General features: G+C 63.4%; 26 protein-coding genes. 7 read left to right on the top strand and 19 right to left on the bottom strand.

Annotated elements, in window-relative coordinates; translation table 11 throughout:
- The first annotated feature begins 21 nt into the window (after window positions 1–21).
- Entirely contained in the window at window positions 22–1,419 is a 1,398-nt protein-coding gene (locus tag RCH10_RS11215) for an esterase-like activity of phytase family protein (RefSeq protein WP_409052483.1), read from the top strand.
- The gene (gene proC, locus RCH10_RS11210; RefSeq protein ID WP_409052410.1) at window positions 1,416–2,273 is read left to right on the top strand and encodes a pyrroline-5-carboxylate reductase; all 858 of its coding nucleotides are present in this window, start codon (window positions 1,416–1,418) and stop codon (window positions 2,271–2,273) included. The genes RCH10_RS11215 and proC overlap by 4 nt, the downstream gene beginning before the upstream one ends.
- Window positions 2,274–2,309: 36 nt before the next feature.
- Here proC and ubiA read toward each other — a convergent pair whose 3' ends face one another.
- The 5 genes from ubiA to RCH10_RS11185 form a co-directional block, all read right to left on the bottom strand.
- Window positions 2,310–3,173 carry a 4-hydroxybenzoate octaprenyltransferase gene (ubiA, locus tag RCH10_RS11205; protein WP_409052409.1) on the bottom strand — a complete coding sequence of 288 codons (864 nt, stop codon included), beginning with the start codon at window positions 3,171–3,173 and terminating at the stop codon, window positions 2,310–2,312.
- Between the two features lie 87 nt (window positions 3,174–3,260).
- Complete coding sequence (locus RCH10_RS11200; protein WP_323500301.1) at window positions 3,261–3,845, bottom strand: DNA starvation/stationary phase protection protein; 585 nt, start codon at window positions 3,843–3,845, stop codon at window positions 3,261–3,263.
- 102 nt (window positions 3,846–3,947) lie between these two features.
- Window positions 3,948–4,913 carry a LysR substrate-binding domain-containing protein gene (locus RCH10_RS11195; RefSeq protein WP_409052408.1) on the bottom strand — a complete coding sequence of 322 codons (966 nt, stop codon included), beginning with the start codon at window positions 4,911–4,913 and terminating at the stop codon, window positions 3,948–3,950.
- 43 nt (window positions 4,914–4,956) lie between these two features.
- Complete coding sequence (gene recG, locus RCH10_RS11190) at window positions 4,957–7,068, bottom strand: ATP-dependent DNA helicase RecG (RefSeq protein ID WP_409052407.1); 2,112 nt, start codon at window positions 7,066–7,068, stop codon at window positions 4,957–4,959.
- A 53-nt stretch (window positions 7,069–7,121) separates the two neighbouring features.
- Window positions 7,122–8,090 (bottom strand): TIGR01777 family oxidoreductase, encoded by a 969-nt coding sequence (locus tag RCH10_RS11185; protein ID WP_409052406.1) that lies wholly within the window; start codon window positions 8,088–8,090, stop codon window positions 7,122–7,124.
- Window positions 8,091–8,227: 137 nt separating this feature from the next.
- On the opposite strand from RCH10_RS11185, the gene queA reads away from it, so the two are divergent.
- Genes queA through tgt form a run of 3 tightly spaced genes read left to right on the top strand, consistent with a single transcriptional unit; the run spans window position 8,228 to window position 11,702 of the window.
- Window positions 8,228–9,289, top strand: coding sequence for a tRNA preQ1(34) S-adenosylmethionine ribosyltransferase-isomerase QueA (queA, locus tag RCH10_RS11180; RefSeq protein WP_409052482.1), 1,062 nt, complete (start codon window positions 8,228–8,230; stop codon window positions 9,287–9,289).
- Window positions 9,286–10,509 carry a PQQ-dependent sugar dehydrogenase gene (locus tag RCH10_RS11175; RefSeq protein ID WP_409052405.1) on the top strand — a complete coding sequence of 408 codons (1,224 nt, stop codon included), beginning with the start codon at window positions 9,286–9,288 and terminating at the stop codon, window positions 10,507–10,509. Before queA ends, RCH10_RS11175 begins: the two co-directional genes overlap by 4 nt.
- Window positions 10,506–11,702, top strand: coding sequence for a tRNA guanosine(34) transglycosylase Tgt (gene tgt / locus RCH10_RS11170; RefSeq protein WP_323500297.1), 1,197 nt, complete (start codon window positions 10,506–10,508; stop codon window positions 11,700–11,702). Before RCH10_RS11175 ends, tgt begins: the two co-directional genes overlap by 4 nt.
- 34 nt (window positions 11,703–11,736) lie before the next feature.
- On the opposite strand, the gene RCH10_RS11165 is transcribed toward tgt, so the two are convergent.
- Window positions 11,737–12,675, bottom strand: a complete 939-nt coding sequence (locus RCH10_RS11165) for an aldose 1-epimerase (RefSeq protein ID WP_409052404.1) — start codon at window positions 12,673–12,675, stop codon at window positions 11,737–11,739.
- An 86-nt stretch (window positions 12,676–12,761) separates the two neighbouring features.
- On the opposite strand from RCH10_RS11165, the gene RCH10_RS11160 reads away from it, so the two are divergent.
- Window positions 12,762–13,574 (top strand): SDR family NAD(P)-dependent oxidoreductase, encoded by an 813-nt coding sequence (locus tag RCH10_RS11160; RefSeq protein ID WP_409052403.1) that lies wholly within the window; start codon window positions 12,762–12,764, stop codon window positions 13,572–13,574.
- A 93-nt stretch (window positions 13,575–13,667) separates the two neighbouring features.
- Here RCH10_RS11160 and RCH10_RS11155 read toward each other — a convergent pair whose 3' ends face one another.
- The 6 genes from RCH10_RS11155 to RCH10_RS11130 all read right to left on the bottom strand — a co-directional run bounded on the left by RCH10_RS11155 (window position 13,668) and on the right by RCH10_RS11130 (window position 19,302).
- The gene (locus RCH10_RS11155; RefSeq protein WP_323500294.1) at window positions 13,668–14,060 is read right to left on the bottom strand and encodes a DUF3597 domain-containing protein; all 393 of its coding nucleotides are present in this window, start codon (window positions 14,058–14,060) and stop codon (window positions 13,668–13,670) included.
- A gap of 124 nt (window positions 14,061–14,184) precedes the next feature.
- Window positions 14,185–15,300, bottom strand: a complete 1,116-nt coding sequence (locus RCH10_RS11150; protein WP_409052402.1) for a serine endopeptidase — start codon at window positions 15,298–15,300, stop codon at window positions 14,185–14,187.
- Window positions 15,301–15,306: 6 nt separating this feature from the next.
- Window positions 15,307–15,531, bottom strand: a complete 225-nt coding sequence (locus tag RCH10_RS11145) for a hypothetical protein (protein ID WP_409052401.1) — start codon at window positions 15,529–15,531, stop codon at window positions 15,307–15,309.
- A 252-nt stretch (window positions 15,532–15,783) separates the two neighbouring features.
- Window positions 15,784–16,353, bottom strand: coding sequence for a phosphatase PAP2 family protein (locus RCH10_RS11140; protein WP_323497147.1), 570 nt, complete (start codon window positions 16,351–16,353; stop codon window positions 15,784–15,786).
- Window positions 16,354–16,417: 64 nt separating this feature from the next.
- Window positions 16,418–18,382, bottom strand: coding sequence for an MFS transporter (locus RCH10_RS11135; protein WP_409052400.1), 1,965 nt, complete (start codon window positions 18,380–18,382; stop codon window positions 16,418–16,420).
- A gap of 23 nt (window positions 18,383–18,405) precedes the next feature.
- The gene (locus RCH10_RS11130; RefSeq protein WP_409052399.1) at window positions 18,406–19,302 is read right to left on the bottom strand and encodes a hypothetical protein; all 897 of its coding nucleotides are present in this window, start codon (window positions 19,300–19,302) and stop codon (window positions 18,406–18,408) included.
- Between the two features lie 158 nt (window positions 19,303–19,460).
- Here RCH10_RS11130 and RCH10_RS11125 point away from each other — a divergent pair, with 158 nt between their 5' ends.
- Window positions 19,461–20,192, top strand: coding sequence for a helix-turn-helix transcriptional regulator (locus RCH10_RS11125; RefSeq protein WP_323500288.1), 732 nt, complete (start codon window positions 19,461–19,463; stop codon window positions 20,190–20,192).
- A 134-nt stretch (window positions 20,193–20,326) separates the two neighbouring features.
- Here the strand turns inward: RCH10_RS11125 and RCH10_RS11120 are convergent, their stop codons facing one another.
- From RCH10_RS11120 to RCH10_RS11090, 7 genes are all read right to left on the bottom strand, one after another.
- Window positions 20,327–21,310 carry an IS5 family transposase gene (locus RCH10_RS11120; RefSeq protein ID WP_409052398.1) on the bottom strand — a complete coding sequence of 328 codons (984 nt, stop codon included), beginning with the start codon at window positions 21,308–21,310 and terminating at the stop codon, window positions 20,327–20,329.
- 154 nt (window positions 21,311–21,464) lie between these two features.
- The gene (locus tag RCH10_RS11115) at window positions 21,465–22,196 is read right to left on the bottom strand and encodes a response regulator transcription factor (RefSeq protein WP_409052397.1); all 732 of its coding nucleotides are present in this window, start codon (window positions 22,194–22,196) and stop codon (window positions 21,465–21,467) included.
- A 10-nt stretch (window positions 22,197–22,206) separates the two neighbouring features.
- Window positions 22,207–22,728, bottom strand: coding sequence for a hypothetical protein (locus tag RCH10_RS11110; protein ID WP_409052396.1), 522 nt, complete (start codon window positions 22,726–22,728; stop codon window positions 22,207–22,209).
- 455 nt (window positions 22,729–23,183) lie between these two features.
- A complete protein-coding gene (locus RCH10_RS11105; protein WP_409052395.1) occupies window positions 23,184–23,579 on the bottom strand; it encodes a hypothetical protein in 396 nt (131 codons plus the stop codon).
- Between the two features lie 102 nt (window positions 23,580–23,681).
- Entirely contained in the window at window positions 23,682–24,023 is a 342-nt protein-coding gene (locus RCH10_RS11100; protein ID WP_409052394.1) for a DUF805 domain-containing protein, read from the bottom strand.
- Between the two features lie 200 nt (window positions 24,024–24,223).
- Entirely contained in the window at window positions 24,224–24,556 is a 333-nt protein-coding gene (locus RCH10_RS11095) for an FHA domain-containing protein (protein ID WP_409052393.1), read from the bottom strand.
- Between the two features lie 112 nt (window positions 24,557–24,668).
- Window positions 24,669–25,946, bottom strand: coding sequence for an FIST C-terminal domain-containing protein (locus RCH10_RS11090; RefSeq protein WP_409052392.1), 1,278 nt, complete (start codon window positions 25,944–25,946; stop codon window positions 24,669–24,671).
- Between the last annotated feature and the right edge of the window lie 2 nt (window positions 25,947–25,948).

The following is a 25,948-nucleotide window of genomic DNA, read 5'->3' as shown; positions in this document are numbered from 1 at the left end:
AATAGTTCCCAACTTGTACCGATGCGAACCCGAAGGCGGATTCACTGCAGTCAGTCTTGGGCCCGTCGTCCGCACCCCGAACCACTCGGGGCACTTCCGCTGGGCAGAAGCTTCACTCGTTTAGAGCGAAGCCCGCGATTGTGCCATGCGTTCGACGGTGCGTCAACTGCGCTTGGCCGATGGAAGCCAGAAACTAGACTGGCGTCTGTGCATACCAAGCAACACAACGACCCGCACCAAGCCATCTCGACGGCGATGACGCGTCGCCGCCTGCTTGCCATGCTGCTCTCGGCAAACCCAATCGTCTTCGGGTTGACTGCCTGTAACGGTTCGTCGAGCGGCCAGTGGACCGCCGGTCCGCTTTCACCCGTCCGCTTGCGCCTGCTCGCTGAAGCCCGTTGGCCGCACCGGATCCAAATAGCGGAAACGCCCACGGGCGGCCCCTCAGGAATCGACTTCGACGCCGCGAACAGTGAGTACCTGATATTGAGTGATGACCGGTCGGATCTTGCGCCAGTTCGTTTTTATACGGCGCGGTGGCGTGACCCAGCCACCGCGCCGCCCGAACCAGTTTCCGTCGTTTTCCTGCAGCGTCCGGGCAGCGGGCCGTGGCCAGGGCGCGCCAAGGCCGTCGAGGGCACGCCCGTTCCGGATCCGGAGTCCCTGAGGTTGCGTCCTGCGACAGGCACGATTCTTTGGTCCAGCGAAGGCGACGTGGCGCGCGGCTTCGGCCCGGCGCTTTATGAATCGACACGCGATGGCCGCTTCCTGCGCGAGTTCACGTTGCCTTCGATGTTCAAAGCCGACCCCTCCAGGCGACGCGGACCACGCGACAACCTCGGGTTCGAAGGCCTTGCCCTGACGCCGGACGGCCGCCACGCCTGGCTGGCGATGGAAAACGCTCTGATAGAAGACGGGCCCGTGCCAACACTCGAAGCCCCCGGTGGGCCCTGCCGCTTCACGCAGATCGATCTCGCTTCGGGCCGCGCAACGCGACAGATCGCCTACATCCCTGACGCTATCCCGCAACGCCCCACTGTTCCGGGTGGCTTCGCGGACAACGGCGTCAGCGAGGTGCTGATGATCGATGCACACCGCATGCTGGTTCTGGAGAGGGCGTACGCGGTCGGCGTCGGCAATTCATTGCGTCTCTACGAGATCGACACGAGCACCGCCAGCGACGTGCTGGCGTTCGATACTTTGACGCCATCCAACCATCGCCCAGCGAACAAGACGCTCGTCGCCGACTTTGCGACGCTAGGCCTTTCGCGCCTCGACAACAGTGAGGGCATGTGCTGGGGCCCGCCGCTGGCCAACGGGCGCCGCACGCTGGTGGTCGTCAGCGACGACAATTTCAATCCGCTGCAAATTACCCAATTCGCCGCACTCGAATTCATCGACCGACCCATGACCACATGACCATCGCCGTCACCTTCCTGCCCCGCAACGCCGCCACACCACTCCCACCGATCGCCTTCATCGGTGGCGGCAACATGGCGAGCGCCATCATCGGTGGCTTGCTTCGCCAAGGCACGGTGGCCGGCACTTTCGAGGTGGTCGAGCCATTCGACGAGGCCCGAACGCGGCTTGCAAATGAGTTTGGCATCGCAGCTCTGACTGAAGCGAACCCTGCGCTCGCGCGCTGCGCCGTCGTCGTGTGGGCCGTCAAGCCGCAAACCTTTGCGGACGCGGCGAAACCGGTGCGCGCCTTCGCACCCGATGCGCTTCACCTCAGCGTCGCGGCGGGCATTACCTCGGACAGCATCGCGCGCTGGCTGGGCAGCGAGCGCATCGTGCGTGCCATGCCCAACACGCCAGCGCTCGTCGGCCAGGGCATGACCGGCCTTTTCGCCCGACCGGCAACGAGCAGCGAAGACCGCGCGCTCGTCGCACAACTGCTGGCACCGACCGGCGAACTGCTCTGGGTCGACGCTGAAAGCGATCTCGACGCCGTGACGGCGATGTCCGGTTCGGGCCCGGCCTACGTCTTCTATTTCATCGAAGCAATGACAGAGGCGGGCATCGAGATGGGATTGCCTGCCGACCAGGCGCAGCGCCTGGCCATCGGCACCTTCACCGGCGCATCGGCGTTGGCCAAGAGCGCAACGGAGGCTCCGTCGGTGTTGCGACAGCGGGTGACGTCGAAGGGTGGAACGACCTACGCTGCCATCAAGTCTCTCGAAGCCGCTGACGTAAAAGCCCAGTTCAAGACCGCCATTCTTGCGGCACAAAAACGCGCGGCAGAGTTGGGTGAAGAATTCGGCAAAGGCTGATTGCCGGCCGAAGCCAGCCCTTCGAGCGAAGCGCGCTCAGCGCAGGGCGTAGCTGGCAACGACCCCTGCGAACACAGTGAAGCCGAGCCAATGGTTCAGGCGAAACGCCTGGAAGCAGCCGTCGCGCGTGCGCGTGCGAACCAGGCGCCAGTGCCAGACGGCTTGCGCGGCAGCCAGGACAATAGCGATGAAGAAGACCAGGCCCAGACCGCGGCTCGCACCCGCAATGGTCCACAGCAACAGAAAAGCCGCATAGCTCGCCACGACCGCAGCAACATCGAAGCGCCCAAAGGTGATGGCAGAGGTCTTCATGCCGATCTTCAAGTCGTCGTCGCGGTCGACCATCGCGTATTCGGTGTCGTAGGCCAGCACCCAGAACAGATTGCCCACGAGCAGCAGCACGACGAAGGCCGGCACTGCCGACTGCACTGCCGCGAACGCCATCGGGATGCCGAAGCTGAAAGCTATGCCGAGAACCGCCTGCGGGATCGAGACGAAGCGCTTCGCAAAGGGATACGCGAGCGTGATGGCGAGCGCCGCGAATGACCAGAGAACGGTCAGCCGATTGGTTGTGAGCACCAGAGCAAAAGCAAGCAGCGCCAGCACTGCCCCCAGCGTCAATGCTTCTCTCACCGACACCGCTCCGCTCGTCACCGGCCGCTGTGCGGTGCGCTTCACATGGCGATCGAAATCACGATCGGCCACGTCGTTGATGCAGCAGCCCGCGCTGCGCATCAGAAACGTGCCGAGCACGAACACGATCACCAAGTGCCACCCCGGCCAACCATCGGCGGCGAACCAAAGCGCACCCAGCGTGGGCCAGAGCAGCAGCAACCAACCGGCGGGCCGATTCCAGCGAATCAGATCAAGATAGACATGCCGCCCCCTTAGCTTGCTCACTTCGTGTAGCCGCTTCCCCGCCCGAGGGGGCAACGCCAGCGGCTCGGCAAAGCCGGTTTCGCGGCGTTTCTCGAACAGGCCATCGCCTCAATCTTCAAGCAGCGAACGCAGCATCCACGCCGTCTGGTCGTGCACGGTGCAGCGCGCGGTTAGCATGTCGGCGGTCGGGTCGTCGCCGGCTTCTTCGGCCACCGGAATGAACTCGCGCGCAATGCGCGAGACGGTTTCGTGGCCCTTGACAAGAATGCGGACCATCTCCATCGCCTTCGGCGGTTGCTGCGGCACATCGGGCACGGTAGCGATCTTGCTGAATTCGGCATACGAGCCCGGCGCGTAGTGGCCGAGTGCGCGGATGCGTTCTGCAATCACGTCAGTCGAATTCCAAAGCTCGGTGTACTGACCCATGAACATCGCGTGCAGCGAGTTGAAGTGCGGGCCGGTCACGTTCCAATGGAAATTGTGCGTCGTGAGATAGAGCGTGTAGGTGTCTGCCAGCACGCGGCTCAAACCCTCGGCTATGTCCGCGCGGTCTTGCCGTTCGATCCCTATGTTGATGATCGGCGCGTTGCGACTGCCCGACTCCGTCGACACCACCGTTCCGCCCTTCTTGGGCACCTTGCCGGACGCAGCCACGGGGTTGGACGATTTCGCTTTTTTCAGATCTTTGGTCATGACGATGTGATCTCTTTTCGATGTGAGTTCAAAATCAAGATTTTCAGAGCGGAGCGCGGGTACCGCAACAGCACGTCGCTATGGCAGCGATGGTCTGTGCCTTCAAGACAGCCGCTTCACACCCGGAAGCTCGCACGCATAGATCGCATTGCGCAGCGCGGCGATCGCCTCGTAGCGTGTAAAGCTGCGGCGCCATGCCAGCACCACGCGGCGCGTCGGCGGCTCGCGGCCTTCGCCATCGACGACCGGAAGGTAGCGCACCATCTGCTCGTTGTCTTTCTTGCCCTTGCCCCTGGGCTTGAGCGCCTCTGCTGGCACCGACAGCCGCGGCACCAACGTGACACCCATGCCGGAAGCCACCATGTGCTTGATGGTTTCCAGAGACGAGCCTTCGAAGCTCTTGCGGATGCCTTCGGCATTGCTCGAAAAGCGCGCGAACTCGGGGCAGACTTCCAGCACGTGATCGCGAAAGCAATGGCCAGTTCCGAGCAGTAGCATCGTCTCGTTGCGCAGTTCGTCGGAAGTGATCGAATCCTTCCCCGCTAGCTTGTGGTTGATCGGCAGTGCGGCCATGAAGGGCTCGTCGTACAGCGCGGCCATTGCCAGGCCGTTGTCCGGAAAAGGCTCGGCCATGATGGCGCAATCGATCTCGCCAGCGCGCAGCATTTCGAGCAGCTTCACGGTGAAGTTTTCTTGCAGCATCAGCGGCATTTGCGGCGTGCGGGTGATCATCTGGCGCACCAGGTCGGGCAACAGGTAGGGGCCGATCGTGTAGATCACGCCGAGGTTCAATGCGCCGGCCAGCGGGTCTTTGCCTCGCTTGGCAATCTCCTTGATGCTGGCGGCCTGATCGAGCACGCTCTGCGCCTGCTGCACGATCTGCTCGCCCAGCGGTGTGACCGTGACCTCGCCTGCGCTGCGCTCGAACAGCTTCACTTCGAGTTCGTCCTCAAGCTTCTTTATGGCGACCGACAGCGTGGGCTGAGAGACGTAGCAGGATTCGGCGGCCTTGCCGAAGTGGCGTTCGCGCGCCACTGCGACGATGTATTTGAGTTCGGTAAGGGTCATAGCTTCCGACAATTATGCGCAGTCGCCCCGTAGGCTAGCGAGCTCATGCTTTGAGATATTCGGCTTTGGTGCCGAGCCAGCGGTCCACGTGCTTCTGCGCTAGCTCAGGGTATTGATCCAGCATACGAGGCGCGAGATCTCGCGCCCAATCGAGCAGCAACGCGTCTGTTTCGAGATCGGCAAAGCGAAGCAGGGGCGCGCCGGATTGCTTCGCCCCGAGAAACTCGCCGGGTCCGCGAATCTCGAGGTCGCGACGTGCGATCTCGAAGCCGTCGCCGGTTTCCGCCATTGCCTTCAAGCGCGCGCGCGCCGCCTCGCCGACGCGGCCGGCTTCGTTCGGCGCGTAGAGCAAAACGCAGGCCGATGCCGCTGCGCCGCGACCAACCCGCCCGCGCAACTGGTGCAACTGCGACAGCCCAAAGCGCTCCGCGTGCTCGATCACCATCAGCGACGCATTCGGCACATCGACGCCGACTTCGATCACCGTCGTACTGACGAGCACCTGGATCTGATTGGCGGTGAAGGCAGCCATCACCGCCTGCTTGTCTGGCGTCGACATGCGCGAATGCAGCAGACCTACATGGACCGGCTGACCCAGCACGTCTGCCAACTCGTCGCGCGTTTCTGTCGCATTGCGCAAATCGACTGCTTCGCTTTCTTCGATCAACGGACAGACCCAGTAGACCTGCCGCCCTTGCGAAAGCTGCGCCTGAATGCGCGCGACGACTTCGTCGCGGCGGTGGTCCGCCACCAGCTTGGTGACGATGGGCGTGCGGCCCGGCGGCAGCTCATCGAGCGTGGACACATCGAGATCGGCAAAGTAACTCATCGCAAGCGTGCGCGGAATCGGCGTGGCGCTCATCATCAGCAAGTGGGGCTCGAGGTGCCCGACGGCCTTGCCGCGCAGCGCAAGCCGTTGCGCCACGCCGAAGCGATGCTGCTCGTCGATGATGGCCAGCGCCAGTCGCCTGAAGCGCACCTTCTCCGAGATAACGGCGTGCGTACCGATGACCAATGCCGCCTCGCCGCTTTCCACCGCTGCCGACATGACGTCGCGCTCCTTCTTCTTCTGGCTGCCGGTCAGCCACGCCACACGCAAGCCGCGCTCCGCGAGCAAGGGATCGAGCCAGCCCACCAACTTGCCGAAGTGCTGCGACGCCAGGATCTCGGTCGGCGCCATCAGCGCGCATTGAAAGCCGGCGTCGATACAGCGTGCGGCCGCCAGCGCAGCGACCACTGTCTTGCCGGAGCCGACATCGCCCTGCAGCAGCCGGTGCATCGGAATCGACCGTTCCAGGTCGCGCGTGATCTCTTCGCCGACTCGCTGCTGCGCGCCGGTCAGGCCGAACGGCAGCACCGCCATCAACTGCGCGTACAACGACGTGGCGGACGTCATCGACCGCAGCGGAGGTGCCTGCTGCGCGGCGCGCTCGCGCCGTGCCTGCAACTGCGACAGCTGTTGTGCCAACAACTCTTCGGCCTTGATGCGCTGCCAGGCAGGATGACTTCGGTCTTCCAGCGTTGCCATCGCCACGTCGGGCGTCGGGTAGTGCAGAAACGACAGCGCGCGGCGCAAGTCCCACACCTCTTGCGCATCGATCGAAATCCCGACGGACTCCGGCACGGTCTCGTCTAGCGCAGCACGCGCGAGGCCCGATCTCACCTCGCGCCGCAGCACCGGTTGCGCGAGCCCGGCGATGGTCGAGTAAACCGGCGTCAGCGCATCGGGCAACGAAGTGCCTGCCGCCTTGACGGTCGGATGCATCATCGTGCGGCCGATAAACCTGCCGCGCACCTCGCCGCGCACCCGCACCCGCGCGCCGACTTCGAGCTGCTTTTGCTGTGATGGATAGAAGTTGAAGAAGCGCAGCTGGCAGGTGTCGCTGCCGTCGTCGATGTTCACGAGCAGCTGGCGGCGCGGACGAAACGCGACTTCGCTTTCGGTCACCACGCCTTCGACCTGCGCCAGGTCGCCTTCGCGCGTGTCGGCCAACCGCACGATGCGCGTTTCGTCTTCGTAGCGCATCGGCAGGTAGAGCGCGAAGTCGATGTCGCGCACGAGGCCGAGCTTGCGCAGTGCGCGCTGAACGAGGCTGAGCCCGGCGCCAGGTGGCGCGGGTGCTCCGGCTGCAGCCGCGGGGGTCGCGACCGCCATATCCGCCGTCGCCGGCGCTGACTTGTTCTTCCGGAGCGACGCCTTGGGCACGGTCAGCAAAGATCCTGCAACGCGCTCAGCGCATCCGGGAAGCGAAAGCGGAAGCCGGTTCTCCCGAGGTTCGCCGGCACCACGCGCTGCCCTTCGAGCAGCACGTCCGCCTGCTCGCCCAGCGCCAGCCGGACCGGCCAGGCTGGGGTCGGCAGCCAGCAGGGCCGATGCAGAACCTGCGCCGCGGTACGCGCGAACGCCTCCTGCGAGAGGTGACCCGGCGCAGTGAAGTTATAGGCCTGCGGTGCCAGCGGGGCATCGGGCTGCGCCGCGACGCGCCACACGTGCGCCATGCCGCGAACAATGTCATGCACGTGAATCCACGACGTGCATTGCCGCCCTGTTCCCAACCGTCCACCGGCGCCGAGCCGGATCGGCGCAAGCAGTTTGGGCAGCGCCCCGCCATGACCCAGGACCAGGCCGAACCGCAGACACGCCACGCGCACGCCATGGCGTGCCGCCGTGTGCGCTGCGGCCTCCCAGCGCTGGCACAAAAGCGACATGAAGATGTTTTGCGGCGGGCTCGACTCCGTCAGCTCGGCAGTGTCGTCTTGTGACTGCACCCCGTAATAGCCGATGGCCGATCCCGACAGCATCAGCCAAGGCTTGACCGCCCGCGTGCCGATCCAGGCGACCAGCTTTTGCGTCAGCCCTTCACGACTGGCCAGCAACTCGGCTCGACGGTGTGTGGTCCAGCGCGGGCCGATGACGGGCGCGCCCGCCAGGTTGACGATCACATCGACGGCCGGCGCGGGCGGGATTTCTTCGAGCCGCCGGACGCAGCGCACGCCCGTGCCGAAGAGCTGCGTGGCCGCCGTCGCATCGCGCGTCCAGACGCTGACCGAGTGCCCGTCGGCCTGCAGCGCCTCGATCAGCAGTCGACCGATGAACCCGGTCCCGCCGGTGACCAGCACATGGGCGGGACCTGTGCCGAAACGAACCGGCGCCGCGAAGTCGGATGAAGAGATCATGCAATCGATTCTGCCGCCTGAACAAGATTTGAGTTTGGGAACCGGTGGCGTTGAATCGGGGGTGGGACAATCCGTCCTGATTTTTTCCCGGCACACTCGCCGCCACCTTGGAACGGGCCTGTCCAGCCCTCAAGCGCATGCGCAACTTCACGCTCTCCGATTTCGACTTCGATCTGCCCCCTGAACTGGTGGCACAACACCCGGCCCTCGAACGCACGTCGTCCCGCCTGCTCGATAGCACCGCGGCTACAGCGGGCTCAGCAGGCACGGCGGTTGATCGCATCTTCAAGGACCTACCTTCGCTGCTGCGCGCGGGCGACCTGCTGGTCTTCAACGACACGCGCGTCGTCAAGGCCCGCCTCTTCGGCGAGAAACCGACCGGCGGCAAGCTCGAGCTGCTGGTCGAGCGCGTGCTCACCGGCAACGAAGTCGTGGCTCACATGAAGGTCAACAAAAAGCCGCTGGCCGGCACCACGCTGCAGATGGTCGGCGGCTTCAGCGCGACGCTGCTCGGACGCTGGCCCGATGAAAAAGGCGCGCTGTTCCGCTTCGCTTTCGGCAGTGAAGCCGACGAAGACCCGTACGCGCTCATGAGCCGTTGCGGTCACGTGCCCTTGCCGCCCTACATCACGCACACCGACTCGGCCGACGACGAGAGTCGCTACCAGACCGTGTTCGCGCGCGTGCCCGGCGCGGTCGCTGCGCCGACGGCCGCGCTGCACTTCGACGAAGCCCTGCTCGCAGAACTCGCAGCACGCGGCATCGAGCGCGCGAGCGTCACGCTGCACGTCGGCGCCGGCACCTTCCAGCCCGTCAAGACCGAGAACATCGCAGAGCACACGATGCACGCCGAGCGCTACGAAGTGCCCGAGGCCACGCAGCGCGCCATTGCCGCCTGCAAGGCACGCGGCGGCCGAGTCGTCGCCGTCGGCACGACCACGGTGCGCACGCTCGAATCGTGGGCGAGAAGCGGTGAGGCTTCGGGCGATACGCGCATCTTCATCACGCCCGGTTTCGCCTTCCAGCATGTCGATGTACTGGTCACCAACTTCCATTTGCCGAAGAGCACCTTGATGATGCTGGTCAGCGCCTTCGCCGGCTACGAACACGTGATGGGGCTGTATGCGCACGCCATCGCTCAGCACTATCGATTCTTCAGCTACGGCGACGCCATGCTTCTGGCGCGCGCACCGTCATGACCTTCACCCGCTTTGCATCCTTTGCCGCGCTGGCTTTGTGCGGGCTGGCGCCTTTCGCCGGTCAAGCACGCGGCTACACACCGCAAGGCATGTGCGGCGACTACGCACGGCTCGACATCACGAGTCCTACCGGCACCTGCGTCGCGCTGCTGGCCGATGAGGCCCAGGGCCTGCGCGCACCGCGCCGCATCCTCGAAGTAGCGCCGGGCCGCTACTGGGTAGTCGACATGGGCTCATGGGAGCCGCGCCATGGCCGACTGCTCGAGATGACGCTGCCGACCGACGGCCCGGCCCCGCGGCGGGCGCGGTTCACCGTACTGGCTGAGCAGCTCGATCGCCCTTTGGGACTCGTCATCGGACCGGACGGCAAGGCGTACATCGGCGAGTCGAGCGCGATCTGGCGCACGCCGATCCCTGCTCTCGGCGGCGCGCTGCAGCGCGAGCCGTTGATCGACGGCCTGCCCGGCAACGGCACGCATCCTCTCAAGGAACTGGCGTTCGCGCCGGACGGGCATCTCTTCGTCAACGTCGGCTCAGATTCCGACAATTGCCGTGACACGTCGAAGCGTTTTCCCTTGCCCTGCCCCGACCTGGCCGGACCGAAGCCGCGCGCGGCGGTCTACGAAGCCGTGTTGGCGACGCCGGGTTTCAAGCTGCAAAGCTTCAAGCCGTTCGCTACCGGGCTGCGCAATTCGGTCGCGCTGACCGTCCTGCCCGACGGGCCGGCCAAGGGCACGGTGCTGCAAGGCGAGAACTCCATCGACTATGAAGAAGTCGGTCAGCCGCCCGAAGAACTCAACCGCCTGCAGGCCGGCCGCGATTACGGCTGGCCTTACTGCGTCGGCAATCGCCAGCCCGCGCGTGGCTACGAGAACCGGTACGACTGCAAGACGACCGAAGCTCCGCTCATGCTTTGGCCAGCGCACGTCGCGCCACTGCAGATGATGGTCGGCCCCACTGGCAGCCGCTTCGCCGGACAGGTTCTGGTCGCATGGCGCGGCCACCAACCGCCGGGTCACCGCGTGGTCGGCTACAAGCTCAACGCGCAGGGGCTGCCTTCAGGCAAGCCGATCGACTGGCTCTCGGGCTGGGACCCCAAGCCCGGCGTGCGCCCGATGGGCAAGCCCACCGGCATTGCCGTCGACCGCCAGGGCCGCCTGCTGGTGGTCGAAGACCTCAATCGCACCATCCTCATGTTGCTGCCCTCCCCGAAAAAATGACCGACACGTCCACCCTGCCCCGCCTGAAGTTCGACCTGCTCGCGACCGATGCAACCAGCCATGCGCGCCGCGGCACGCTCACACTCAACCACGGTGTCGTGCAGACGCCGATATTCATGCCCGTCGGCACGTACGGCACCGTCAAGGGCGTGATGCCGCGCAGCCTGGAAGAGATGGGCGCACAGATCATTCTGGGCAACACCTTCCATCTGTGGATGCGTCCGGGACTCGACGTGATGGCGAGCTTCGGCGGACTGCATCAGTTCGAGAAGTGGAACAAGCCGCTTCTCACCGACTCGGGCGGTTTCCAGGTGTGGTCGCTCGGTGCCATGCGCAAGATCAGCGAAGAAGGCGTCAAGTTCGCATCGCCCGTGAACGGCGACAAGCTCTTCTTGACGCCCGAAGTCTCGATGCAGATCCAGACCATCCTGAACAGCGACATCGCGATGCAGTTCGACGAGTGCACGCCGTACGACACGGCGGGCCACATCACGACCGAGGCCGAAGCGCGCACGTCGATGGCGCTCAGCCTGCGCTGGGCAGCGCGCTGCAAGACCGAGTTCGAGCGGCTTGACAACCCCAACGCGCTGTTCGGCATCGTGCAGGGCGGCATGTTCGAGAACCTGCGCGAAGAGTCGCTGGCCGCGCTGGTCGACATGGACTTTCCCGGCTATGCCATCGGCGGGGTGAGTGTCGGCGAGCCAAAGGAAGAGATGCTGCACATCATGGGGCACACGCCGCACCGGCTGCCCACGGACAAGCCGCGCTACCTGATGGGCGTCGGCACGCCGGAAGACCTGGTGCAGGGCGTTGCCGATGGCGTCGACATGTTCGACTGCGTGATGCCCACGCGCAATGCGCGCAACGGCACCATCTTCACGCGCTATGGCGACTTGAAGCTGCGCAACGCGCGCCACAAAACCGACCCGCAGCCACTCGATCCGAGCTGCACTTGCCACGCCTGCGCAGGCACATCAGGCGTGAGTTGGGACGATGGCGGGCGCGATGGCTTCAGCCGCGCTTACATGCACCACCTCGACCGCTGTGCCGAGATGCTCGGGCCGATGCTGTGCACCATCCACAACCTGCACTATTACCTGAACCTGATGCGAGAGATCCGCCAGGCGCTCGACGTGGGTCGCTTTGCGGAGTTCCGCGCGCAGTTCAAGTCCGTCCGCGCGCGCGGCATCTGAACGGAGCAGCGCCGGCACTGTCCGCCTGCCGACCTCAGCTTTCGGGACGCAACGTCCAACGACCCGTCAACGATGCGCCCGGCGCCAGCACCGTGCCGCCCAAAGTCTCGACCGGGTAGCGGTCCGACAGGTTGATGGCGTCGGTGCATTGGCTTACCGGCTCGGCGCAAAAGTGGTCGGCGCCGCGCGGGCAATACAGCACGAAGAAATCCAGCGGCGACTCGGCCGCCATGACGATGGCGTGCCCGCTGCCGGGCCACTCGATGCGTGCGCTGTGCTGCCAGCCGGCAAAGTTGTTGTCGAGGTCGAGCGCATCGAGGCCGACGCCATCGCGCAGCATCGCCACCTCGGGTGTCGCTTCGAGCGCGACGGGCATCACCTCGGCATCGCCACGCCACATGGCGTCGGTCACGGTCTGCAGACGCGTGCCCGGGTGGTGCGGAAAGTAAGGGTGGTGGCCGATGCCGGCCGGCATCGCCACGTCATCACGGTTGGTCAGCGCAATCGTCGCAACCAGGCCAGTCGCATCGAGCTCGAAAACCTGCGATGCCTCGAAACGCCAGGGCCACGCAGCGCAGGCATCCACCTGCAATGAGAGCTTTACACGCGCCGGCGTCGCCTCGTCGACCGTCCAGGACCGCAGCCACCCGAGGCCATGCAGTGGATGGCGACCTGAAGGCGAGGCGGGATGTCCGGGTGGCACGTCAATCTCCCGGACGCCGAAGCGGGCATGGCCATCGCGGATGCGATTGCACCAAGGCAACAGCGGATAACTCGCCATGCCAGACGGGTTGCGCTGCGCCAGTGCTGCTGGCGTCGCCGGCCGGAGCCAGTCAGTGCGCGCACCGTCGCGTTCGCTCCAGAAGGCAGCGATGGCGCCGCCGACCGATGGCGCCAGCGTCATACGCAGCGCGCCGGCTTCGAGATGCACCAGAGCATCGACTGCCTGGTCCGGGACTTCGACTGGGTTCATGCAGGTCCTGCGGGCGAATCGCCTCGATCGCGGCATTCTCGTTCACACGGGTAGCGGGCGTGAACACGGTCGACGAAAATTGCAGCATGACATCGTCCATCGTGCCTTCGACTCCCCCGCCCTCGACCTCGCCTTCCGCTTCGCTTTCGGCGCGATACCCATCGCTCGAAGGCCGCGTCGTGTTTATCTCCGGGGGTGCGACCGGCATCGGCGAAGCGCTGGTCAGCGCATTCCATGCGCAGGGCGCGCGAGTCGGCTTTTGCGACTTAGACGCCGTTGCCGGCGCCGCATTGGCTGCACGACTGAAAGGGCCCAATGCACCCCTCTTCTTGACCTGCGACGTCACCGATGTGGCTGCGCTGCACGGCGCGATCGACACGGTACGCAAACACTTTGGCCCGATCGGCGTGCTGGTCAACAACGCGGCGAACGACCGGCGCCACGACATGGCCGATGTAACCAGCGAAGACTTCGACCGGCTGGTCGCGGTCAACATCAAGCACCAGTTCTTCGCGGCGCAAGGAGTGGCCGGAGACATGCGCTCGCTCGGCGGCGGATCGATCATCAACTTCGGCTCGATCAGTTGGATGATCAAGGGCGCCGGCTATCCGGTGTACCAGGCGTGCAAGGCTGCGGCACGCGGGCTCACGCGGTCGCTGGCGCGAGATCTGGGCAAGCAGAACATCCGTGTCAATTCGATCGTGCCGGGCTGGGTGATGACGGAGCGGCAATTGCGCTTGTGGGTCAAGCCCGAGTCAGCGGCCGAGATCGATGCGGCCCAGTGCCTGCCGGGCCGTGTCATGGCTGAAGACATCGCCAGCATGGCGCTCTTTCTAGCTGCTGACGACTCGAAGATGTGCACGGCCCAGGACTACGTGGTGGATGCAGGCTGGACCTGATCTTGCCGACCATGCACCAAGCAAGAAGCCCGGCAAGCCGGGCTTCTTGTCGTCCGCATCCGGCATAAGCCGGAGCGCGGATGAGCGCGCAGGTCAGTCGCGCAGCTCAGCTGGCACCGTGCCGCCGTTGGCCGCCAGCTTGGTCATGACCTGACGATGCAGCCAGATGTTCATCTTGGCGCTGTCGCTGGTGTCTTCGCCATAGCTCAGTTCAGCGGCGAGCTTCTTGCGCTCGTCCAGACTGCTGTCGAGGCCAAGCAGCTTCATCAAGTCGACGATCGAAGTGCGCCAGTTCAGGTTTTTGGCGCCCGGCATGGCGTCGAGCACAGCGGCCACGTCGCCCAGCGGAATGGCCGGTGGTGGTGCAGCCGCGGCCGGGGCACCGGCAGGCGCAGGTGCTGGCGTGGGAGCAGCAGCCGTGGCCGTAGCGTCAGCGGCATGGGCCGAAGGGAAAATCTTGGAAAGAATGCTGCCGAAAATGCTCATGTTTTTGTTCCGTCGAAGGTGAAGGATGGTGGTTGAATCGGGCCCTTCCCGAACCTGCCGTCGCCGCACCTTTCGGTGACCGCGAAGCAGCAGCGCGTTGTATCACGGGCCTGCGACGACCCTGTTACAACGCAGGCATCGGACCTGTCAGCGGACCGGCCGCCCTAGAGTCGGCCGGCGGGGTCACAGCCGAAGCCGTAGCCGACGCCGCAGCCGATGTACCGCAGGCATGGCAGAACTTCGAGAAGGCACTCTTGCGTGCGGCGCAATGCCCGCAGTGGTCGTACAAGCCGATGCCGCAATGCGGGCAAAAGTCGATGTCGGTGCTCTTCAAGTCGACCGGGCGCTCGCAACCGGGACACACGCTTTTGGCGAGCCGCGCGAGCGCCACGTCGTAGCTCAGCTCCTCGCGTCGGACTTGATCGGGCTGCTGCTCGGCCAGCTTTTGTTTAGCGAGGTAACGATTGAGTCCGACGATCGCGTAGCGCCCCACCAGCACCGTGATGACGATGCCTACGACGTAGCGCACGTAACCGCCGTAGCTCGGCAGGTAAGGCACCAGCTCGACGAAAAATGCGAATAACGCGAAGTAGATGAAGCCCCAGACAAACGGCCAGTAGGTGCTCTTGCGCTTCTTCACGAAGAGCCAGCCGGCAACCGCGAGAAGTGGCAAGGTCAGCGCCAGTCGATAGCCGAACACGCGCAATTCGATACGCCGGTATTCGGCTTCGAGCTTGATGTTGGCATCGTGCTCGAGGACCCCGAGTTGTTCCTGCGCACGCTCCTGTGCCTGCCGCGCGTCGAGCGTGATCTGCTGCTGCGCGCTCAAGCGAACCTCGGCTTTGTCTTCGGCGGCCTTCAAAGCATCGAGCGCCTTGGTGCGTGCGATCAACTCGTTGTCCTGATCCGGCTGCGCGGTGGCGCGCCGAGTCGCGATCCAGTTACCGAAAGTCTCGCGCGCATTCCGGCTGGCTTGCTGCGCGACGTTGAGCTGCAACTCGGCCTGTTCAAGCTCTTGCGATGCCTTATGTTCTGCTGCCTCCGAAGTCTTGACGGTGGCGCGCAGCGGATCGGCCGCAGCATGGTCGATGAAGTCGTCCATCTGGCGCACGCGCTCGACCTGCGGCAAATCGCCGACCAGCGTGCTGCCGAGGCCGATCAAGAACCCGGCGAACACCACCGACACCAGCCAAAGGCCGCGGCGAAACCATTTTTCGGAAAGACGTAAGGATTTGCTCATTTTTATTTACAGCGTAAGTGCGGTGATCGGGCCGAACGTGAGGGTGGTCAGCTCATGGCTTTGAACTTCAGCATGGGCCGGCTTGGTCGGGAACAGAAAGAGCGCCGCCAAGCTGACAGCCAGCGCCAGCAGCACGATGCGCAACGCCGCCCACAGCACGCGCTGCCAGCGGGGCACCTTGGCAGCCCGCTCGGCCTCGTAAGACGCGAAGTTGGTGATTCGACGAATCACGTCAGCCTCTCCTTGTGCTGCAACGCACGGTCGATGACGCCGCCGGTATCGCCACGACAACACTCGCTGTAGTGCTGACGGCGATCACGAGAATGGCAACTGGAGCGGTTCATGACGGTGAAGTGCCTCGCGGCATAGTGAAGGTGTGCGGATGATGGATCGCACACCGCATGAAGGAGGCGAATTCATGCGCCAGTGGCGGCGCAATGGGCTCGTGGTATCCGCAGGAGATACCGCGCAGCGAGCAACGGCTCAGTGCCGATGAAGATCGTCGCGCGTAAAGGGCCGCTCGAGATGTGCGACCCGGACCGCTATCCGCTCGATCAGGTCTTGCGTCGGAGCGGGCGCTCCGATGGGCACGAACACCAGCGGCAGCGCCAAGCTGACCGCCACCCAGGGCCAGCGCAGCTTCGGGTGCGGCCGGTTGTGTTGAATCGCCAGAAAGGTGACGCTCACGATGCCCCCCATCAGGTAGCCCGCCAACACCTCGGAGATGGAATGGGCCTCGAGCACCAATCGAGAGACACCGATGACGAAGGCCAGCAACCAGCCGGCGATGGCGAAGGCCACACGCGGTGCGTGGCCCCAACGCGAGGCCATCAGCCACAACGCCACGGGCCAGATACTGGTCGCCAGCATGGTGTGTCCGCTGACGCCGGTGAAGTCGAGCCGCGCATTGCCGATGCCCCAGCCGAGGAACGCCAGCTTGGACGCAAACACGATGCTGCTGCCGAGCCCGAAGATCACGACCCAGCGGATCGCGCCGTTGCGGGTGCGTGGTGAGACGCCGAGCCAGACCGCGATCAGCGCGGCACAAGGCAACAGCAGACCGCTGTCGCCCAGAAGGGTCAGTAGATGCCAGCTCAGAAAGTGCTCCGTGGGTGCTTCATGCAGTCAACAGCGCACGCACGCGCTGTTGCAATAGTTCGGGCTGGACGTCGGCCGGAGCCGCGGCGCTACCGACATTCAGGCCAACGCTGCTGAAGAGGCCACGCCGGAACGGCTTGACCATCGCCACGTTTTTATCTCCGCGCTTTTCGATGCGGCTGAAATAAGAGCCCCACAGGTTGGTCAGCGCCATCGGCACGACCGGCACCTCCATGCCCTCGCTGCGCGCCATGTCGACGATCTTCATGATGCCGCCCTTGAAAGGTTGCAACTCGCCATCGCGTGTGAGCGCACCTTCCGGAAAGATCGCCAGCAGGTCGCCTTCGCGCAGCACGCCAATGGCCTGTGCAAACGCCGACTCGTAGGCCGCAGGATTCTCTTTGTTCGGTGCAATCGGAATCGCCTTGGCAAGCTTGAAAAGCCAGCCCAGCACCGGCACCTTGAAGATCTGGTGGTCCATGATGAAACGGATCGGTCGCGGGCTCGCGGCCATCAGCAGCACCGCATCGATGAAGCTCACGTGGTTGCAAACGAGGATAGCGGCGCCCTCGGTAGGAATGTGCTCGTCGCCGCACACCTTGAACCGATAGATGAAGCGCGACAACACCCAGGAGACGAAGCGCAACAGGTATTCCGGCACCAGCATGAAGATGTAGAAAGCGACGATGGCGTTGGCGATGCCGGTGAACAAGAAGATCTGCGGAATGGTGAAGCCGGCGCCGAGCAAGGCGCCGGCAATCACCGAACTCGCAATCATGAAAAGCGCGTTGAGGATGTTGTTGGCCGCGATGATGCGCGCGCGATGTGTCGGCTGGCTCCGCAACTGAATGAGCGCGTACATCGGCACGCTGTAGAGACCCGCGAACAGCGACAGGAGGCCGAGGTCGGCCATCACTCGCCAGTGCGCCGGGCGCACTAAGAAGTCGCCGATACCCATCTCGGCCAGGGCCGGCAAGGCACGTGAAGCGAAGTACAGGTCGATCGCGAAAACGCTCATGCCGATCGCGCCCAACGGCACCAGGCCGATCTCGACCTGGCGCCGGCTCAACGTTTCACACAACAGCGAGCCGGTGCCGATGCCGATCGAAAACACCACCAACAGCAGCGACGCCACTTGCTCGTCGCCGTGCAGCACTTCCTTGGCGAAGCTCGGAAACTGGCTCAGGAACACCGCACCGAAGAACCACATCCAGGAGATGCCGAGCAGCGACCTGAAAACCACCACGTTGCCGTGCGCCAGTTTGAGGTTGCGCCAGGTTTCGCTGAACGGGTTCCAGTTGATGACGAGGTTGGGGTCGGTCGCGGGTGCGCGCGGAATCGCCTGCGCCACGCCGCGCCCGACCAATGCCAGCAACACGCAAGCGACCGCCACCGACGTGTGCCCGATCTGCGGCACCGCGACCAGCAACCCGCCCGCCACCTGGCCCAGCAAGATGGCCACGAAGGTGCCCATCTCGACCATGCCATTGCCGCCGGTGAGCTCTCGCGCATCAAGCACTTGCGGCAGGTAGGCGAACTTGACCGGGCCGAACAGCGTCGAGTGCAGCCCCATCAAAAACACGCAGCCCAGCAGCACGACCGCGTTGGCGCTCATGAAGCCCCATGCCGCAATGAGCATGATCACGATCTCGAGGTTCTTGACGAAGCGGATCATCTTCGTCTTGTCGAACTTGTCGGTAAGCTGGCCAGACGTCGCGGAAAACAAAAGGAACGGCAGGATAAAAAGGGCACCGATCACCAGGCCCGCCATGGCCGGCGGCATCCAGCTCAACTGCAGCTGGTAAGTCACCATCACGGTGAAGGCGAACTTGAAGAGGTTGTCGTTGGCCGCGCCGGCGAACTGCGTCCAGAAGAAAGGTGCGAAACGCCGCTGCTTCAGCAACGCGAACTGGTTGGCGTGCGCGTTGGCGTCGGGCGTTTGCAAAGCTGGTGAGGCCGTGACGGCAGCAGCGGGTGTGGTCATTCGATGTGTCCCTCGCGGGCTCCTCAGGCCGTGATCGCGGCCGCGCCCGAATTGTGCCGCAGGGTCCTGCGCCCGACGGTCTGCAAAGCATGCAGCACGGGCAAGCCGGCAAGCGCCGCCGTGAGGTGCTTCACGCTGTGGCCCGACACGATGTGGTGGGTGGCCTCGTAGACCGCGTGGTCCGACAGCTCGAACAGCTTGGCGAGCGCGTAGAAAAAGATGACCCAACCGAGCTTGAGCCCCACCGCGCCCCCATTTCCGGACACTTCGGGCAACGGCTTGGTCAACGCCAGCATGAGCACCAGCGCCATGCCGCCGAACTGCACCGTGGCCCACGGCGCGACGTTGCCTGTTTCGAACCAGATCGCCACCGCCAGCAACCCGCCTGCCAATGTGGCCCAGGCGGCGGCCCAACCGGCACGCTGGCTTACCCTGTCGCACACGGCCAGTCCGATCAGTCCAGCGAAGGCGATCGCCATGCCGGCGCGGTCGGCAGCGAGCCGCAACGTGTCGGGCTGCAGGTGATAGACCACCGAGGCGACTGCGCAAGCGATCAGCCCGGCGAAGAACATCCAGGCGCAGTCGAAGCTGTTGCCCAGACGTTGGCTCACGCCGAGGTCGACCGGCTCTCCAGCCGATGCGGCTGTCGGCGTGGCAGACAGCTCCGGCCGATCGAGCCAACGAAGCCACCGCAGCCCCAGCAGGCCGATCGCGAGGAACGGCAGGTTGCTCAACACGTCCATCGCGTTCGGCAAACTGTGCCAGCCACGGTCATCGGCAAAAACAGAGACCGCGTCGGGCCCGCTGAACGCAGGGCACGCAACGGCGAAAAGCGCCAGCAATGCGAATGCGGCGAACAAGATGCGCTCGCGGCGAGTTGATGCGGGCAACGACAAGTCGGGCAAGGATGGCAGGTGCATGGTGGGCTCCGTAGGCGGGTAGTGGTTCGCAGTCGGCCGGAATTTAAGTTGTCAATCGCTCCGCGGGCATCGAAAATCGATACGGCGCAGTTATCCACGCCCATCGGTACCAATTTTCAGTACCAACACCCTCTTTGCCGAGACCAGACGTACACACCATGAGCACCACAGTCGACCTCGTCCTCGCCCTCAAGAACGAACTCAAGAGCGTTCGCATGACCTACGCCGATCTGGCGCGTGCGCTGGACATGGCGGAATCGAGCGTTAAACGCATGCTGGCCAAGGGCGACATGCCGCTATCGCGCGTCGACGCGATCTGTCGTGCGCTGAAGATGGATTTCGCCGAACTGGCGCGGCGTGTTGCCGATGCCCAGCCGTTATTGAAGGAGCTGACGCAGGAGCAGGAAAAAGCCGTGGTGCGCGACAAGAAGCTGCTGCTGGTCGCCATCAGCGTGCTGAGCCAGTGGACGCTGGAGCAGATCGTCACTGCGTATCGGATCAGCGAGGCGGAGTGCATCGGCTGTTTGGCGCAGTTGGACCGCATCGGCATCATCGAACTGCGGCCGCTCAACCGGTATCGGCTGAAGCTTGCCAAGACTTTTCGCTGGCGGCCGCACGGGCCGGTGATGGAGTTCTTTCGCGAGAACGTGGTGCTGGACTACTACCGCGGCGGCTTCGACGGACCGGCGGAAGGACTGCTGCTGGTGCACGGATCGATCAGCCAATCATTGGCGCCGGCTTTTCTCGAACGACTGCAGCGCGTCGCGCAAGACTTCGCGCAGCAGCACCAGACCGACCAGAAGCTATCCCCGAAGGATCGCGAGGGCTACACGCTGCTGCTGGGCATGCGCAACTGGGAGTTCGAACTGTTCACGCGCTTGCGGCGCTAGGGAGACGCTGAACATTGCGCATCGCAGCGCGAGTTGATGACATCGCAACGCGATACGCCCTAAAGATTGCCCGACTTCACGATTTAGAGCCTTCACGGCGTGCGTTTTGACCTCTTTCGAGGTCGCTTCCACGTTCAAGACGCACCTTGGGCATGGCAGTCCAGGAGCGCCTTCTTGGCGATGACCAGATTGGCCAGACCGAACAAGCTGAACAGCTGTGCCGTGTTCCTGGCCAGCCCCTTGTAACGCGTCTTCCGATGTCGAAACAGGTTCTTGATCACATGGAACGGATGCTCGACCTTGGCGCGGATGCTGGCCTTCATCTTCTCCGCACGTTCGGCCAAGTACTGAGGCTCGATGAATTCATTGAGCTTGCGCCGCTTGCCCCGACGCATGGCCACGTGCCAAGTCGGGCCCTTCGCCTCGACTCTCTTATGAACGCCTTGGTAGCCAGCGTCTCCGAATGCTGCATGCTCCTCACCATGCAGCAACGCACCGGCGACATTGAGGTCACTCACGTTGGCCGCTGTGCCCACCAATGTATGCACCAGCCCGGACTGCGCGTCGACCCCGATGTGCGCCTTCATCCCGAAGTGCCATTGATTGCCCTTCTTGGTCTGATGCATCTCCGGGTCGCGCGTGTGGTCTGCGTTCTTGGTCGAGCTTGGAGCCGCGATGATGGTCGCGTCCACGATGGTGCCGGCACGCATCAAAAGGCCCTGCTCGGCGAGGTGCGCGTTGATCTCGTCGAACAGGGCCTTGGTGAGGTCGTTGTCCAGCAGCAGGCGCCTGAACTTGAGCAACGTGGTGGCATCAGGCACCGATTCGCGCGACAGGTCGATGCCCACGAAGTCGCGCAGTGCTTGGCTGTCGTACAAGGCATCTTCCAGCGCCTCGTCTGCCAGGCCATACCACTGCTGCAGGCAGTACATGCGCAGCATCCGGGCGACTCCGATCGGCTGACGGCCTACACGTCCACTGGTCGGATACAGCGGCTCGATCACGGCAATCAAGCGGCTCCAAGGCACGACACGCTCCATCTCGGCAAGAAACTTCTCGCGGCGCGTTCGCTTCTTCTTCAATGCGTACTCGGCGCTGGCAAAGCTGCGTTGGTTCATGTCCGTTGCCCTCGAAATTTGATGCTCTCGGTGCATGCATGAGGCGTGCCGGGATCTATCAATAAATCAGCGTCTCCCTAGCGCTTTCGGCATCGCACTGCCGACGACAAAGCAGATGCTGCCTACAGAAACACTCCGCCAAGACGGCGCACGTTCAGCCCTCCACTCGCAATCGTTCCAGCCGATATCCGAAGCCATAGACCGCCTGTAGCTGAAATCCGTTCTCGACCGTGAGACCGAGTTGGGTGCGTACGCGCGATACGTGCGTGTCGATGGTGCGTGCCATGGCTTGGCCATTCCAGATCGCCTGGTTCAGGTGCTCCCGCGACAGCGGACTACCGAAGTGCTTGAACAGCAAACGGGCGACTTCGAACTCTTTGTGCGTGAGCTTCACTGCAACACCGTCACGCGTCACGACCCGCTGCGCTGCATCGAAGTGCATGCCTTCGGTCTGCTCGACGCTTTGCGTGAGGGTCGGTACCGTCAAACGGCGCATCAGCACGTTGATGCGGGCCAGCAGTTCGAAGGGTCGGCACGGTTTGACGAGGTAGTCGTCGGCGCCGCCGTTGAGCGCTTGCACCGTTTCGAATTCGCCAGCGCGCGCAGTCAACATCAGCACCGGCACGTTGGAGCCCATGTCGCCCCTCACTCGTCGCAGTACTTCATAGCCCGAAAGACCGGGCACGTTCCAGTCGAGCATCAGCAAGTCGAAGCTGTCTCGCTGCAGCAGGTCGTAGAAGGCATCGCCATTGGCCAGGTGCACAACATCGTGCGCATTGCGCCGAAGCAGATCCGTGACCGTATCGGCTTCGTCGATCGAGTCTTCGAGCAAGGCCACGCGCAGGCGCGCTTCTGAGGGTCCGCCGAACAAAGCGTTCGATCCCACAGGCTGCACATCAGCTCCGACGGGTCATTGGCGGCACTGTTTCGTTTTGGTACCAATCTGCCGGCTTGACACCACACATGGCGTGAAGACGCGACAACCGTTGCTGAAGCTCGTCGTCGCTCGCGGGAAGCAGCAAGAAGTCGTTGCGCTCGCTGCCCATCACATGGGTCGCCAGTTCGACCTGGTTCGGCTGCATGAGCAGCGCGATCGGCGTTTGTGCCCCTGCCAGTCGACACAACAAATCAAGCTCTGTCCGAGCGCTTGCGTTCGAGCCGGCAAAGCTCACAACCAGCATCCCGAACTGTTGCCCTGAAACGTAGCAAGACAACAGATCGCTCGCACGGTCGAATGGCGCCGCAAGAAGCCGAAGCCCTTTGAGAATCTTCCAGGTGCGGGCACGTGTGCTCCCGAGCGGGTCGAGCAATGCGATCGTCTTTGCGGATGAACCGGTGTCGTACGCGTATGGCTGCGCCGTGCTGGACGACATTGCGCTGCCGCTGGTGCTGGCGCTGACCGGGGTGAGCGCGGGCATTACCGATCGCCCGTCACTTCGACATTGGCGACGCCGCTTTCATCAGTCCAGATGGAACGGTGAGACTTGTTCATTGTGAAATTCCTCCCCGGTGACCGGGATTTTTTGTGTGACAGGCTTGAAACTGAGGCGATTGTGTTCAGCCTCTACATAGGAGGAAAGGGGATGACACAGTTCTTGACACGCTTCTGTGACATACCGCCAAAACAAAAATTGAAATGTAAAAGTCCTCACATTCACATGTGAATGACATGTGACTTTTCGGGACGATCGAATGGCGAATTAGTGCAGGTGTGGTCGAAGAGAACTTGCGACACAACAGAAAAAGTGCGAAGCGAAGTCAGCGCGCGAATGGCACCGAGCGGTGAGCGTTTGGCTCTTGCAAATGCACCGTTGCCGATGCACTTGCAAGAACGCCGGCAAAGCCGGCGTCGCGCTATCTGGTCGTTAAACGATCAGCATTTCATTGCCGCTGCCTGTTGAACAAAAGCGTCGTTTACTGCTTTGCAAGCGGCACTGAGCGTTGCCTTGTCGGTGCCCATGCTGGCCCACGCAGCCTTGGTCTGTTCCATGCTGGCCTTGATCGCGTCGCCTGCGGCGCCGTGTTGTTTGCCGGCGCAAGCGCTGACCTTGTCCAGATAGTCCTGGCATTCCTTCGGAATGTCCGCAGAAGCAGTCGTGGGTGTGGTGGCAGGTGTGGCCGGTGCAGCAGAAGTTGCGGAAGACGCGGCGGATGCAGCAGGTGCCGTCGCAGCGGCCGGTTCGACAGCTGCAGCCGCAGGAGTCGTTTCAGTCTTCGAACAGGCGGTGAGCGTGACAGCAATGGCGATAAGTGCGAGAAGCTTTTTCATTTTTTGAGTTGTGATATTCGAATTGAGGAGTCGTGGATGGGCAGGATCAGTCTTCGATAGAAATGCCTTTCGAAGTGCCTTTCGTAGGGCAGTGCACCATGCTCACGACGCGAGTGCGTCCGAAGATCCCCAGCGGTTCGCGCCTGGCTGCGAAGGCTGTACATACAGATAGATCAGCACCAGCATTCCGATGATGGGGATGAGCCCGATCAAGATCATCCAGCCCGACTTACCGATGTCATGCAGACGTCGCACAGTGACCGCCATCAATGGCAACAGCACGACAAGAATGACGGCAATCGGGATGTATTGGTTGATCAATCGCCCGACGATCGCAACGATCAGATAGGCCAATAAAAACCACCAATACTCTGAGCGCGAGGCGCGACCCGAAAAATCGACGTACTTGCGAAAGCAAGTTTCGACGGCTTGTTGAATATTCATGAATAGCTCCCTTTGTGAACCACCGATTTTGTCGGCGGAAGCTATCCATTTCGAGCCACCCCGCAGCGCGGTCTGAGTCTTATTGCCCACAACCCGCCGGTGTCTTTTCGGTTAACGTTTCATTAACTTTCTAGTTCGTGACAACTCGCAGGCGATCAGTGGCAAGCTGTTCACATACGGACTCCGACTCCTCGCGTTTTTCAACTGCTCGAGATCATCAGGTCGGAGTCGCGATAGCTCTCGACCTCGAAGAAGCGAAAGCGTGTCTTGCCTATCTTCAACACATCGAGGTGTTGCAAAGCCTGCCGCTCGTCGACGAGGCGTTCGTTAACGAAGACGCCGTTCAAGCTGTGGAGATCGCGGATGGCAGCCGGCGCGTCGTCCGGCATTTCAATGCATGCGTGCTGACGACTGACGCTCGTGTCGGCGACCACGACGTCGCAAACACCGTCGCGCCCCAGCAGCGCGTGAGCGCCGGAAAATACGATCAGTCTGGACAAACCTTCGTCCAGTCGAAGCAGGCTTCGTTTCATGTCTCTTCCCTTGTGCAGTGACACGCGGAGTCTCGCGCGACCCGCAATTCAATGTGTCAGACAAGGTGAGACAGCGGCACATTTCCGTCAACGACCGCACGCTGATCGCCGATTATTCGCTGGTGAAAACTGTCAGTACGCCGGTGTAGCCATAGAGGTGGTGGCGCGCGATCTCGCCGGCTGCGAAAAAGCCGACGAGCGGAACGTCGCCGAGCGCATGGCGAACGATCTGAAGTTCGGCACTGGGGGCACCGAAGTGCTGTCCGCCGCGGCCCGAACAGCTCACGTACACCGCGCCTGCAATGCGGCGTGCCGGATGCGGTGCGGCTTCTGCTTCGCCGGCAGCGACGGCACTCGCCACCGCCAGTGTTTGTTCTTCGGGCTCGAGCTCTTCGCGAATCTCGGCGCAGATGCGCATCAGGTCGGCGCGTGCGGCCTGCGCATTGCGGCGGCAGAACGTGAGTCGCATCCCGGCTTCAGCCTGGTCGGCGATGGCAATGCCGCGACGCGTCGGATCGAGTCCGATGATGTGCCGCACCAGCACGTCGGAGCCGAGATCGCCGGTGCGCCGAATGCCGTCGCTGCCCGCCGTGGCGAGGCCGATCAACGTATTGCGCACTGCATCGATGGCTTCTTGCGGCCGTTCGAGCGATACCTGCAAGTCGGCCAGCAGCACATCGAGCGCCGGTTGACCGTCGAGCTTCAGCACCAGATTGCCGTCTGCCTCGGTGATCTCTCGTTCGCGTGCAGCGCCAGAGCGAATCGGCTGGCAGCCTTGCGTGACACGCGATACGAGTCGCACGCCTTCGCCGAAGACAACGCCCGACAAGCCACCTGAAAATACGCCGCTCGCCGCTCCGTGTCCGCGGATGTTGCCGTTGCCACCGACTGCAAATTGCAGGGCGCCGGCGCGGCCCGACGAGAGACCGCCGAACAGGTAACCGGTGCTGGTGCGACCGGCCATTTCGGTGATCAACTCGGCGAGTTCAGGCGTGGCCGGGTCGGCATGAACCAGCGCTGTGTGCGCCTCGAAGCCGCTCATCTCGGCGCTGCCCAATGGCGCCACGCCGGAGAACACGCGGTATTGATCGCTCGGCAGCGCGCACAGCATCAAGCTGATGCCAGGCTCGTTGAAATATTCGGCGTTGTTGGCTGCGACGCCAATGCCGATGGTGCCGGACCAGTCGGTCACCTCCGGCAGCTCGGCACTCAAATGCGCCAGGATGTCTTGTGCATCGGCGCCGTAGTGATCAGTGATGTAGAGCAGCCCGAGCGTCGGCGACGACGCGTAGTCGGGCAAAGTCATTTGCGCTCGCAACTGGGCGAGCACGAGGCCGGCCGCCATGCGCCATTGCGGATGGGTGGCGTGACCGGTGGGAAACAGTTTCATGG

Origin of the sequence: Variovorax sp. GrIS 2.14 (genome assembly GCF_046115955.1) — a bacterium.
In the GTDB taxonomy this organism is placed as follows: Bacteria; Pseudomonadota; Gammaproteobacteria; order Burkholderiales; family Burkholderiaceae_C; genus Variovorax.
Note: the sequence above shows the minus strand (reverse complement) of the source record. Positions and strands in the feature narration are given on the sequence as shown.